General features: G+C 35.1%; 15 protein-coding genes. All 15 read right to left on the bottom strand.

All coding sequences use genetic code 11. The features are described 5' to 3' along the window. Positions 1-319: 319 nt before the first annotated feature. The 15 genes from rpsU to CW357_RS01845 all read right to left on the bottom strand — a co-directional run bounded on the left by rpsU (position 320) and on the right by CW357_RS01845 (position 13,191). Positions 320-493 carry a 30S ribosomal protein S21 gene (gene rpsU, locus CW357_RS01905; RefSeq protein ID WP_010287987.1) on the bottom strand — a complete coding sequence of 58 codons (174 nt, stop codon included), beginning with the start codon at positions 491-493 and terminating at the stop codon, positions 320-322. 119 nt (positions 494-612) lie between these two features. After that, complete coding sequence (gene deoC, locus CW357_RS01900; protein ID WP_119414818.1) at positions 613-1,281, bottom strand: deoxyribose-phosphate aldolase; 669 nt, start codon at positions 1,279-1,281, stop codon at positions 613-615. Positions 1,282-1,481: 200 nt separating this feature from the next. Beyond that, a complete protein-coding gene (locus tag CW357_RS01895) occupies positions 1,482-2,345 on the bottom strand; it encodes an N-acetylmuramoyl-L-alanine amidase family protein (protein ID WP_158582314.1) in 864 nt (287 codons plus the stop codon). Between the two features lie 94 nt (positions 2,346-2,439). Then, complete coding sequence (mtaB, locus tag CW357_RS01890; protein WP_119414816.1) at positions 2,440-3,774, bottom strand: tRNA (N(6)-L-threonylcarbamoyladenosine(37)-C(2))-methylthiotransferase MtaB; 1,335 nt, start codon at positions 3,772-3,774, stop codon at positions 2,440-2,442. A 15-nt stretch (positions 3,775-3,789) separates the two neighbouring features. Beyond that, positions 3,790-4,527: a 16S rRNA (uracil(1498)-N(3))-methyltransferase gene (locus CW357_RS01885; protein ID WP_119414815.1), complete on the bottom strand. Its 738-nt coding sequence runs from the start codon at positions 4,525-4,527 to the stop codon at positions 3,790-3,792. A gap of 12 nt (positions 4,528-4,539) precedes the next feature. Then, positions 4,540-5,484, bottom strand: coding sequence for a 50S ribosomal protein L11 methyltransferase (gene prmA, locus CW357_RS01880; protein ID WP_119414814.1), 945 nt, complete (start codon positions 5,482-5,484; stop codon positions 4,540-4,542). Between the two features lie 18 nt (positions 5,485-5,502). After that, entirely contained in the window at positions 5,503-6,633 is a 1,131-nt protein-coding gene (dnaJ, locus tag CW357_RS01875) for a molecular chaperone DnaJ (RefSeq protein ID WP_119414813.1), read from the bottom strand. A 202-nt stretch (positions 6,634-6,835) separates the two neighbouring features. After that, positions 6,836-8,665 carry a molecular chaperone DnaK gene (gene dnaK, locus CW357_RS01870; protein WP_119414812.1) on the bottom strand — a complete coding sequence of 610 codons (1,830 nt, stop codon included), beginning with the start codon at positions 8,663-8,665 and terminating at the stop codon, positions 6,836-6,838. A gap of 44 nt (positions 8,666-8,709) precedes the next feature. Further along, entirely contained in the window at positions 8,710-9,312 is a 603-nt protein-coding gene (gene grpE, locus CW357_RS01865) for a nucleotide exchange factor GrpE (RefSeq protein ID WP_124217194.1), read from the bottom strand. 26 nt (positions 9,313-9,338) lie between these two features. Beyond that, positions 9,339-10,352: a heat-inducible transcriptional repressor HrcA gene (gene hrcA / locus CW357_RS01860; protein ID WP_124217193.1), complete on the bottom strand. Its 1,014-nt coding sequence runs from the start codon at positions 10,350-10,352 to the stop codon at positions 9,339-9,341. Between the two features lie 99 nt (positions 10,353-10,451). Beyond that, positions 10,452-11,585, bottom strand: coding sequence for a radical SAM family heme chaperone HemW (gene hemW / locus CW357_RS01855; RefSeq protein ID WP_124217192.1), 1,134 nt, complete (start codon positions 11,583-11,585; stop codon positions 10,452-10,454). A gap of 181 nt (positions 11,586-11,766) precedes the next feature. After that, positions 11,767-11,997, bottom strand: a complete 231-nt coding sequence (locus CW357_RS01850) for a hypothetical protein (RefSeq protein ID WP_119414808.1) — start codon at positions 11,995-11,997, stop codon at positions 11,767-11,769. A gap of 192 nt (positions 11,998-12,189) precedes the next feature. Then, positions 12,190-12,360, bottom strand: coding sequence for a hypothetical protein (locus CW357_RS18150; RefSeq protein ID WP_158582313.1), 171 nt, complete (start codon positions 12,358-12,360; stop codon positions 12,190-12,192). Positions 12,361-12,648: 288 nt separating this feature from the next. Further along, the gene (locus CW357_RS18145) at positions 12,649-12,807 is read right to left on the bottom strand and encodes a hypothetical protein (protein ID WP_164489525.1); all 159 of its coding nucleotides are present in this window, start codon (positions 12,805-12,807) and stop codon (positions 12,649-12,651) included. Positions 12,808-12,975: 168 nt separating this feature from the next. Next, positions 12,976-13,191, bottom strand: a complete 216-nt coding sequence (locus CW357_RS01845) for a hypothetical protein (protein WP_124217191.1) — start codon at positions 13,189-13,191, stop codon at positions 12,976-12,978. Positions 13,192-13,264 lie beyond the last annotated feature (73 nt).

The raw sequence follows: 13,264 nt of genomic DNA, 5'->3' as shown, positions 1-13,264 counted from the left end.
TGCATCCATACTCACTCCAATCCTTTTTTGCGCCACATTAAAGGTATCAAAAAGAGTGAGTAGGATGTTATTTTTTTGTGCATTTTTAGAAAGTTGTCAAAGTCTTGATTCTATTGACCACACCACCACATTTAGTATAGAGCCAAAACATTTAGTATGCTATTCAAATTTTTGAATAGCTAAAGGAATTATGTAATAAGACTGTTGAAAAATAAATAAGCCGAGAAACCAATTAAGATTTCCCGGCTTAGATTATTTGCGAGTTTAATAAATCATGATAGTGCGTGTTTAGAACGTAGGGATTGTCTAGGAATGGATATTACCACTTACGTTTACGTGCAGCTTCTGATTTCTTTTTGCGTTTTACGCTAGGTTTTTCATAAAATTCGCGTTTTCTTACCTCTTGAATAGTACCACTTTTAGAAACAGTACGTTTGAAGCGGCGAAGAGCATCTTCAAGCGATTCGTTTTTTCTAACGACAGTTTTTGTCATCTCTTTTTCCCTCCCTCCGAACACACGTCAAAACAGCAACATTACTTATTTACATAATAACGTTGTGTACTAAAGAATTATAACGTATATCTAGGCTTAGGTCAATACTATTGGGCGAATTAATAGTCTGTTTTTGAAATTTGTCCTTTTATAATTTTAACTCCAGAACTTGCACCGATACGAGTAGCTCCTGCTGCTACCATAGATTCTAAGTCTTCTAAACTTCTAACACCGCCTGATGCTTTAACTCCAATTTCAGGGCCAACAGTTTTACGCATTAATGCAACATCTTCTGCTTTAGCGCCTGCTGTTGAAAATCCAGTTGAAGTTTTAACAAAATCAGCTCCTGCTTTAACAGATAATTCACATGCTTTGATCTTTTCTTCATCTGAAAGAAGGCATGTTTCGATAATAACTTTCACTAAAGTACCGTTTGCAGCTTCAACAACAGCTTTAATATCATTTTCCACTACATCATACTGTTCGCTTTTTAATGCACCAATATTAATCACCATATCAATTTCTTCTGCGCCATTTGCGATTGCATCTTTTGTTTCAAATGCTTTTGTTGCGCTTGTAGAAGCTCCTAATGGGAATCCAATTACTGTACAAACTTTAGATGTTGCATCTTTTAGCTCTGATGCAGCTAAGCTAACCCAAGTGGGGTTTACACAAACTGAAGCAAAACCATATTCTTTTGCTTCTGCACAGATCTTTTTAATTTGTTCTTCAGTTGCTTCTGGTTTTAATAATGTGTGATCAATATATGAAGCATAATTTTTTGTCATTTTGTAAAACTCCTTTAATAACTAAGATGTACGTACATCTCAAGTCTAACATGAATAGCTATATCCTTTCCATTAAAACAAATATAAATAAATGATTTTCCAAGTATAGATTGCCCTTGATATATTCCGATAGTTCTGAAAACAATAAAAAGAAAAAGTGCACAATAAGAAGAACGTTCTTGTCTTTTGTGCACTAGCTTTTACTTTGTTTTATCTAAATATTCACTAACACCATCAGAAATTGATGTCGATAACTTATCAAGATAATGGCTGTTAGATAGATTTCTGTCTTCTTGTGGATTAGAGATATAACCTAACTCTACAAGAATAACGGGTACTTTAGACCAATTAAATCCTGCCAAATCGCTACGATAAATAAGGCCATTTTGGTAGAGTACAAAATCCTTTTCTACTTGTTTAACAATGGTTTGAGCAGCTATTTTACTCTCTCGGAATACTTTCTTCGTGTAAGGATTATCCTTTCCGGGGGCTATGATTGAGAACCCATGTACATTTGGATTTTCCGCACCATCAGCATGTATTCTGATGAATAACGATGACTGACGTTTGTTTGCGATTTTAGCGCGCTCAATATTCGATAAGTCTACTTCATTTGTATACCGAGTTAAAAAAACTTTATAACCCTTTTTCTGTAGTTTTTTTTGCAGCATTTTAGAAGCATCTAAAGTAATCGCATACTCACTCTTTTTTGTTATGGCACCTCTTGAACCGACAGTCGCTTTAAATTTGGTCATTTTAGATTTTGGTGCAACAGGTTCTTGTCCCAAATTTGCTTTTTCTTGATGACCTGGATCAATGGTAACCACAATATCCTTTTTAACCTTTTTGGGTCGTACTTGCTTTTTCTCTTTTATGTTAACTTTTGGTGCTTCTTTTGTTGTTCCCTTGGTTAAATCTTTCGATGGCTTTGTAGAAACAGTTGAATTCATATAATTACGATTACTATTTTTTAATAATCCTTGGTCTGTTTGATGATTGACGATTAACACAGCACTTGAGACAACGAGTGTCATAATGATTAATATAAGTGCCAACTTTTTCATCTGCATCGCCTCAATTCATTTTTCTACATTCAATAATATAACTATAACAAAAAAGCCCAGCTTTGGTCGCTAGGCTTTTTGACATATTCTAAAATTAGGCTTCAACAGTGTCCAATACGCGAACGAATTGTGCATGTGAATGTGGATATCCTGCCTTGTCAATTTTGACTTTGACTAGTTTACCAATCATATCTTCAGTGCCTTCAAATACAATTTTCAAATAGTTCGGAGTATAACCAGTCACTAATCCAGCTTCTTCGCCTTCTTTAATCACTTCTTCTGGAATGATTTCAAGAACTTCACCTTCAAATTTTGAAGCGTATTCTTTAGCTAATTGATCATTTAAAGTTAACAAACGATGTACACGTTCATTTTTAACTTCTTCATCAACTTGGTCTTCCATTCGAGCAGCAGGAGTACCTGTACGTTTTGAGAATGGGAATACATGAAGTTCTGCAAATTTATGTTTTGCGATGAAGTTATAAGTTTCCATAAATTCTTCTTCAGTTTCACCAGGGAAACCTACAATGACGTCTGAAGTTACAGCTAAGTCTGGTAATACTTCACGTAAGCGATCTAAACGTTCTCCGAAAAATTCCATCGTGTATTTACGACGCATCCGTTTTAAAACTGTGTCAGAACCAGATTGGATAGGAATGTGTAAATGATTGACAACAATTTTAGAATCACGTAACACTTCAATTACTTCATCTGTTAATTGACTTGCTTCAATTGAACTGATTCGTAGACGTTTTAAACCTTTAACATTTGCTTCAATATCTCGTAGAAGTTGTGCCAAATTATAGTCTTTTAAGTCTTGTCCATAACCACCTGTATGGATACCTGTTAAAACGATTTCTAAATAGCCAGCATCCACAAGTTGTTGTGCTTGACGTACAACTTCTTTTGGATCACGAGAACGCATTAAACCGCGTGCCCATGGGATAATACAGAAAGTACAGAAGTTATTGCACCCTTCTTGAATTTTCAAAGAAGCGCGTGTACGGTCAGTGAAATAAGGTACATCCAATTCTTCATATACTCTGTTTTTCATAATATTTTTTACTGCATTGATAGGTTGTCGTTCTTGCTTGTATTGTTCAATATATCCAAGCATTTTCGTACGGTCTTGTGTTCCGACTACTATATCAACACCTGGAATAGCCATAATCTCTGCAGGTGAAGTTTGTGCATAGCATCCTGTTACACAAATTACTGCATCTGGATTTTGACGTATCGCACGGCGAATGACTTGACGACTTTTTTTGTCCCCTGTATTCGTAACTGTACATGTATTAATCACATATACATCCGCTTGATGATCAAATTCTTTACGTTCATAACCTTCATCTTTGAACAGTTGCCAAATTGCTTCTGTTTCATAGTGATTCACTTTACATCCAAGTGTGTGAAAAGCCACTGAAGACAAGGCTGCTCACCTCTTTCATTCAAATTCATAAGAAATAGCAGAAAGCACATAGAAAGGTGCTGTTTCTGCTCGTAATATTCTAGGTCCTAGTGATATGCACTGACATCCTAATTGTTGTAGAGCTTGTGCCTCTTCGCGGGCAATTCCACCTTCTGGACCGAAGATAACAAGCATTGATTTATAATCATACACCTTTTTTAGTTGTTCGGCAAATCTCGTACGTACTTCTTGTTTCGCATCTTCTTCATCCGCAAGAAAGACTACATCATAGTTTTCTACTTCTTGTAAAAGTTTTTTAAAACTAATAGGTTCTTCAATTGTCGGAATATGTGTACGATGCGATTGTTCAGCTGCTTCTTTTGCAATCTTTTGCAAACGTTCTTGTTTCTTTTTGCCTTTTTTATAATCCCATTTTACAATTGAGCGTTCCGCCTCAAAAGGTATAAAAGAGTACATTCCAAGCTCTGTTGACTTTTGAACAATTAAATCTAGCTTATCACCTTTAGGTAAACCACAAGCAATCGTTACATGAATCGGAAGTTCTGGAGAACGGAGTGTACGTGTTGTTTTTTTCACATGCACTCCTTCTTCAGTTAGATTTGCAATTTCACAAATGGTTGCTTCACCATTATGTACGACGATAATTTCATCGCCAGCACGCATTCGCATGACTTTCGTTATATGGTGAGCGTCATCCCCGACGATGATGGCTAATTCATTGTCAAATGATTCGTTGATAAAATATCTTTGCATAAGTACACTCCATTAAATTTCAGCTTTGCGTGAAACAATTGTAACCCAGTCTTCCATCATCATAACCTCTTCAATCAAAAAGCCCGCTTTTTCAAGAGATGCTTTCACATCTTCTTTTTTTGCTTCGATAATACCTGATGTGATGAAATATCCACCTGGTTTAACAACCGTATATGCATCATCAGTAAAAGTCATAATAATTTCCGCTAATATGTTCGCGACAACAATTTCAGCAGGTTCTTTTACCGTATTCAATAAATTCCCTTGTACTACATCAATATGGTCTTGAACTTTGTTTAGCTTAACATTTAATTTAGCGGATTTCACAGCTACTTCATCCAAGTCAAGTGCATGAATATGTTTTGCACCTAACATAGCTGCTCCAATTGCTAACACACCAGAGCCAGTCCCTACATCAATAACTGTAGAATCTTTTGTAATATATTTTTCAAGTGCTTGCAAACTCATAACTGTAGTAGGATGAGTCCCTGTACCAAATGCCATTCCGGGATCTAATTCAATGATTAGTTCATCACTATCAACCGGTTCATACATTTCCCATGTCGGAACGATTGTAAAGCGATTGGAGATTTTCACTGGGTGGTAATATTTCTTCCAAGCAGTTGCCCATTCTTCTTCGTTCACTTCACTAATAGAAACTTCATTGGCACCTATATTAATATCAAAATTAATCAGATTAGTGATTGCAAGTTTGATTTCTTCTACTGTTTCTCCTAAAAAGCTTGTGACAGGTAAGTACGCCTTTATAATTACTCCATCTACTGGGAAATCGGATGGATCTAAATCATATATTTCACCAAATTCATTTTCATGAACTTTGATAAGATCTTCTGAATCTTCAATTACAACTCCACTTGCACCGGCCTCATGCAATATATTTGAGATAGGTTCAACAGCTTCATTTGTAGTATGGATGGATAATTCCGACCATTTCACTTACAATCACTCCTCTAATTATTCACCTTTAAATTTTTTCTTTAACTTATCAATTAATGAGCTACTTTGTTCCTCAGGAATATCACCTGAAACATTAGCGAACTCACGTAGTAATTCTTTTTGTTTTTCCGTAAGTTTTTTCGGAGTTTTAATTTGAACAATGACATGTTGGTCACCTGTACCATAACCATGAACGTTTTTGACACCCTTACCTTTCAAACGGAAACGATCACCTGATTGTGTACCTGCAGGTATTTTCATTTTCACTTTGCCATTGATTGTCGGCACTTCAATTTCATCACCAAGGGCAGCTTGAGGGAATGTGATTGGTAATTCTAAATAGATATCATCACCATCACGTTCAAATTTATCGCTAGCTCGGACATGGAATACAATGTATAAATCCCCTGCTGGACCACCGTTTATACCTGCTTCACCTTGACCACTTAAACGTAATTGTTGGCCGTCATCCACACCTGCTGGAATGTTGACTTTAATCTTCTTACGTTTTTTAACAGTACCTGCACCATGACATGTTGAACATTTATCTTTAATGATTTGACCTGTACCTTGACAGTGGCTACATGTGCGACGGTTAACCATTTGACCAAATGGTGTGTTAACTGTTTCTGATGTTTGACCAGATCCATTACAGTATGAACATGTTTCTTTTGAAGTTCCTGGTTTAGCACCAGTACCATGACAAGTTTCACAAGTTTCTTCTCGAGGAATTTCAATTTCTTTTTCTTTACCAAAGACAGCTTCTTCAAAGCTAATTGTCATTCGGTATTGAAGATCGTCGCCTTTACGTGGTGCATTCGGATCGCGGCGAGTTCTTCCGCCACCACCAAAGAATGAACTAAAGATATCTTCAAAGCCTCCAAAGCCTTCAGAACCACTAAAGCCTCCGAAACCTCCGAAGCCTTGATTTGGATCTTGATGTCCAAATTGATCATATCGAGCACGTTTTTGATCATCACTCAATACTTCATAGGCTTCTGCAATTTCTTTGAATTTTTCTTCTGCCCCTGGTTCCTTGTTTAAATCAGGATGGTATTTTTTTGATAGTTTACGATATGCTTTTTTAATTTCATCTTTAGATGCTGTTTTTGCAATACCTAAGACTTCGTAGTAATCGCGTTTTTCCATCTTCCACACTCCGCTCTATTCACATAATTATTATTGTATCATGTATCGATAATATGGCAAAAGTAATATTTTGCGAGTATCTTTTATTTTCTCATATTCGATTTTTCTAGAAGAACTTTAATTTAAAAAGCCAAAGCCCGAGAGCGGTCTTTGGCTTTTCAATATTTCTTTATTACGATGAATAGTCAGGCTTTCAGCACTCTTATTTGTCGTTTACTTCTGTGAAGTCTGCGTCAACTACACCATCGTCTTTTTTATCTGTTGCTTGGCCTTCAGCACCTGCTTGAGCTTGTTGAGCTTCTGCAGCTTTTTGGTAAACTTTCATCACTAATGGTTGAAGAACGCCTTCTAATTTTTCTTTAGCTGATTTAATTGTTTCGATTTCACCAGCTTCAAGAGCTTTTTGTAATTCTTCTTTTGCATCAGTTACTGATTTCTTTTCATCTTCAGTAATTTGATCTCCTAGGTCAGTGATTGTTTTGTCTACTTGGAAGACTAATTGATCTGCTTCGTTTTTAAGATCTACTTCTTCTTTACGTTTTTTATCAGCTTCAGCATTTGCTTCTGCTTCTTTAACCATACGTTCGATGTCTTCTTCTGATAGACCTGAATCAGATTGGATAGTAATATTTTGTTCTTTTTGTGTACCTAGATCTTTTGCTTTTACATTAACGATACCATTTTTATCAATATCGAATGTTACTTCGATTTGAGGTACACCACGTGGAGCTGGTGGAATATCAGTTAATTGGAAGCGACCTAAAGTTTTGTTATCAGCAGCCATTGAACGTTCACCTTGTAATACGTGAATGTCTACTGCAGGTTGGTTATCAGCAGCTGTTGAGAATACTTGAGATTTAGATGTTGGGATTGTTGTGTTACGATCGATTAATTTTGTGAACACACCACCCATTGTTTCAATACCAAGTGATAATGGAGTTACGTCAAGAAGTACTACATCTTTAACATCACCAGTTAGTACACCACCTTGAACAGCAGCACCCATTGCTACTACTTCATCAGGGTTTACACCTTTATGAGGTTCTTTACCTGTTGCTTTTTTAACTGCTTCTTGAACTGCAGGAATACGAGTTGAACCACCAACAAGAATTACTTGGTCAATATCTGAAGCAGAAAGGTTAGCATCTGATAATGCTTGACGAGTTGGAACCATTGTACGTTCTACTAAATCTGAAGTAATTTCGTTAAATTTAGCACGTGATAGAGATACTTCTAAGTGTAATGGACCAGCTTCACCAGCAGTGATGAATGGAAGTGAAATTTGTGTAGTTGTTACACCAGATAATTCTTTTTTCGCTTTTTCAGCTGCATCTTTTAAACGTTGTAGAGCCATTTTATCTTGTGATAAATCAATACCGTTTTCTTTTTTGAATTCTGCTACTAAATAGTCAATGATTTTTTGGTCAAAGTCATCGCCACCAAGACGGTTATCACCAGCAGTAGCTAATACTTCGAATACACCATCACCAAGTTCAAGGATTGATACGTCGAAAGTACCGCCACCAAGGTCAAATACTAAAACTTTTTGATCTTGATCCATTTTTTCTAAACCATATGCTAGTGCTGCAGCTGTTGGTTCGTTAATAATACGTTCAACTTCAAGTCCAGCAATTTTACCAGCATCTTTAGTAGCTTGACGTTGAGCATCATTGAAGTAAGCAGGAACAGTGATAACTGCTTTTGATACTTTTTCACCTAGATAATCTTCAGCGTATTCTTTTAAGTGTGTAAGAATCATTGCTGAAACTTCTTGAGGAGTGTATTCTTTATCTTCAACTTTAACTTTATAGTCAGTACCCATGTGACGTTTAATAGAGATAATAGTATTTGGGTTTGTAATTGATTGACGTTTAGCTACTTCACCAACTTGGCGTTCACCATTTTTGAATGCTACAACTGATGGAGTTGTACGAGCGCCTTCTTTGTTTGCGATTACTACAGGTTCGCCACCTTCTAATACAGATACGCAAGAGTTAGTTGTACCTAAGTCAATACCAATAATTTTACTCATTTGAATTTCCTCCTAGATTTCTATTCATCAAATTATGATGTGATTTATTCATTAACTTTAACCATTGCTGGTCGGAGTACACGATCTTTTAGCATATAACCTTTTTGCAATTCTTGTAACACAATTCCTGATTCTTTTGAGTCATCTTTTTCTTGCATTACTGCATGATGAATATTCGGATCAAATTGTGCATTTTCTGTTGCAACTGGTTCTAAGCCTTCTTTTTTTGTAGCTTCTATTAATGAACGGTAAACCATTTCGATTCCTTGTTTCATCGATTTGGCATCTTCCGTTGTTGCCTCTACTTGTAACGCACGTTCAAAATTATCTAGCACTGGTAATAAATCAGTTAATAAATTTTGAGCACGATACTTTTCTTGTGCTACACGGTCAATTTGGTTACGACGTTTTAAATTGTCGAAATCGGCGCGTAGACGTATATAACGCTCTTCTTCTTGTGCTAGCTTTTCTTTTAACAGCGCTAGTTCATCTGGTTGTTCTTGGGATACATTTTCTTCCGTTGTTTCTTCAGTAGTTGTTTCTTCGTTTTCTACTGTTTCATCTAATGAAGTTTCATCAGAACTTTCTACAGTTGACTTTTCTTCATTTTCAACTAATTGTTCTTTTTCTTCTCTTGTCTGAGACAATTGTCATCCTCCTCTAATGTCGATCGTTACCGGATTCTTTTCGTAATCTCATTTGACATAAAATCCAATATTGAAACTACTCTTTTGTAATCCATCCGTGTAGGACCGATGATAGCAATAGATCCTTTTTGCTCTGTACCAATTAAATAAGACGCAGTAATAACACTACAACCTTCCATAGCTAAGTGATTATTCTCAGAGCCTATTCGAATATGAATACCTTGTTCATCTAATGGGAAAATCGTTTGAATTTGACTTGTCTTCTCCATTAGTTCCATTAACATTCGGACTTTATTTAAGTCATGGAATTCTGGCTGGTTAAGCATGTTCGTCTTTCCACCATAGTATATTTTACCTTCTCCTTGATAGTTGTTAATATCAAAGATTGACGATAGCAGGCCATCATAAGTGCCTATATGTTGTTTAATCACTGCCGCTGCCTCTTGCTCAAGCTTTTTATGAAGCTGCTCAAGCGGAACACCGACAAGTCGATCATTTAAAATGTTCACGACTTTTTCAATATCCGAAGGTGAGAAATTCTTCGGTATTGAAATCAAGCGGTTTTCAACATGACCATTGTCAGTAACAATAATAGCCACGGCTGAGTCAGCTGTTAAAGGAACAATCGAAAATTGTTTCACTTTATGAAGCTGAACATCTGGACCCAAAATAATGGAAGTATATGTCGTCAAATCCGATAAAATAGCTGCAGATTTACGAATCACCTGTTCCGTTTCCATCATCCGATCTTGAAATAAAGATTGGATGGTTTTGATATCTTGAGTAGTAATAACTTGAGGCTTTAACAAATGATCTACATAAAATCTATAGCCTTTCTCTGAAGGTACTCGTCCGGAAGAAGTATGCGTTTTTTCCAAATAACCTAGATCCTCTAAATCAGCCATCTCATTTCGAATGGTAGCTGCGCTAAAGGTCATCCCATCCTTCTTCGCAATTTGGCGAGACCCTACTGGCTGTGCTGTCGCTATGAAGTCATCTATGATTACTTGCAAAATTTGCAACTGTCGATTTGTTAGCATGATCATCACCTCTCGTTGTTAGCACTCACGATAGAGGAGTGCTAATACAATTATTAATTTATCACCTCTATATTATGATGTCAACGGAAATGCATAGGTTTATAGCAAAAATTCTTCAAATACTTCATTTCCAACAAAGCGCCCTCTCCGGGTGAGTTTTAAATGATCCCCTTCGATTGCAATAAGTTCTTTTTCCAATAGATCCTGTATCTGTTTTTCATAAACACTTTCTATTGTGCAATTGAATTTTGTATAAAAGTGGTTTTTGCTTACACCTTCTGTTTTCCGTAAACCTAAAAACAACTCTTCTTCAATACGTTCTTGCTTTGTTTCAGTATGTGTTTCATGAATCGGCTTATCCCCGTTTGAAATAGCTTCCATATATTTTTTTAGTGGACCATGATTTGAATAACGGATTCCTTTACTATACCCATGTGCTCCGGCACCAATCCCAACGTATTCATCATTATCCCAATAAATGCGATTATGAAGAGAAGAATATCCATCCTTACTAAAATTACTAATTTCATATTGATGAAGCCCATGCTGTTCCATTTGTTGCATTAACACATCATACATTTCTGCTTCTAAGTCTTCACCTGGTAATCGTAATTTTCTTTTCGCCATGAGATTATAAAAGATAGTTTTTGGTTCCACAATTAACGAATACGCTGAGTAATGTGGCAAACAAAGTGAAAATGCTATATCTAAAGTTTCTTTCCACTGCTCCATTGTTTGACCAGGTAATCCATACATCAGGTCGATACTAATATTTTTAAAACCTATTTTCTTAGCTTCTTCTATTGTTTGAAAAACATGTTTATTTGAATGTGTTCTTCCTAGTTTTCTTAATAAGTCTTCTTGAAATGCTTGTACACCTAGACTTAACCGATTGACACCACCATTAAAGAGCACTTCTAGCTTTTCTTTAGTTAGTTCGTCCGGATTTGCTTCTGATGTAAATTCTGTGACATGTTCCATAGGTATATACATATGAATTAACGTCAATAATCTTTTCAATTGTTTAGGCGATAATGATGTTGGTGTACCTCCACCTAAAAATACCGTTTCAATGCTTTGAAAATCATTTTCTGACGTCCATAGTCGTAGTTCTTCGCCTAACGATTCTATATATTCATCGACTGGCTGATTTTTAAAAAACACCTTGTTGAAATCGCAATAGTTGCAAATCTGATGGCAAAATGGAATATGAATATAAATACCTCTAGCCAATCTAAAACCCTCTTTCAAATTATCTTTCCATAAACTTTTTATCAATTGACATTATGTATAGTGTAAAGGATTATACGCTATTATCAAAATTTCCCGTATTTTTTAGGAAACAACATCATTGCACCCTAAAAACGTTATCATAAAAGCCGTATGCTGAATTCACATACGGCTTACTTATGTATTACTTTAAATATTCAAATCGATTCAAATTATAGCATTCATCACATGCAACTTCTACTTCAATTGCGTCCTTGTCAGTAAAAGTAATTTTTGCGACGTTACCAGCCATTTCTCTTGAAGCACTTACCGTTTCAGAAGTGATGGGTGGGTTAAAATATACACCTTTCCATTCAAATACACGACCACAATTAAAACATTTATGAGTGTCTTTGATCTTTTCAATATTTTTCATAGCAATCGCCTCCAGCTATATTATTTCATAATTCCATTCAAATTAACCGAAAAAAAGTGACTATTTTAGGAAATTTTTTCATACAGTAAGAGGCAAAATAGGAGCGATTATTTGACCGCTATTTATTAGAAAGGAAGCATATATCTTTTTCAAATAAAAAAAGAAGCATTTGTTTTCGCTTCAGTAATTTGGCTAAATAGCAGTTTTAAGTTGCAAATGTTGTACATCATATATGTTATCTTGCTTTTTTATTTCATCTAATTTTTTTTGCATATGATCGATATGTCCTTCAAATGCATCTAGATTATTTTCAATCGTTTTCATTAAACGCTCTAGGTAATCTACTTCTTCATTTAATACCATTTTATCATTCCTTTATTTACATTTAACAATGTATTAATAGTGTAAAACTAATGTAGTAAATGAAAAATACCCATAAATAATCACTAAGTAATTTTTCAAAATACTACTATATTTTATATTACTTATTTTGAGAATTAATATCATTTCATTTGACCTAATACTATTTTACCCATAAAACCTATTTGCGTCTAGGGTTTTGACAATTCTTTTTGAAAAACTATAAAAAAATGATAAAAACCGTTGATTAACAAATGAAGTAGCTATGAAAGAACTATATTAATTTGTTAGTTATCTATTCACCTTAATCCCTAATATTTCTACACTTTTGTCGATGAAATCAGGTCTTCCATAGATTTCGTTACTAAATAGTCCTAAGTAATTTTCTCTTGAATGATCCTTCAAACTGACTAACTCTTTAGTTTCTAATTGTTCTAAATAGTTATCCAAGGTAGGTACTTTACGAAGATAACAATAAGTTTGAGGAGCAAAAAAATTCGGTTCTATTTTTCGCGCGTCATCTAATGAAACAAAGGTATTTAGAATTTCAATTTTTTCAATTGGAATAGCATATTTAGCTCCTTCCTCTTGATGAAGTTTTAATCTATCAACTGTTTTTCAATCACTTTTAACCTTATCATCTAATAGTAATCTATTGATTTCTTCTTTTTCAGAAAAAGTTATCTTTCCAACGATAGACTTCACTGGGCTAGAAAGATAAATATAAGCTTCTATCTTTCCATTGGGGAATTGTTTTCTATACTCAAATTGTTTCAGCCCACTACATAGAGCTGGAAATACACGTGGTTGGAAGCTCAATATTATTTTCATCATCATTTTCCTCCCAAAATAAAAAAGTATCTTCTTAATGAAGATACTTTCATATTTCACGAATAAATTCAATCAA

Origin of the sequence: Rummeliibacillus sp. TYF005 (assembly GCF_003844195.1) — a bacterium.
Taxonomy (GTDB): domain Bacteria; phylum Bacillota; class Bacilli; order Bacillales_A; family Planococcaceae; genus Rummeliibacillus.
Note: the sequence above shows the minus strand (reverse complement) of the source record. Positions and strands in the feature narration are given on the sequence as shown.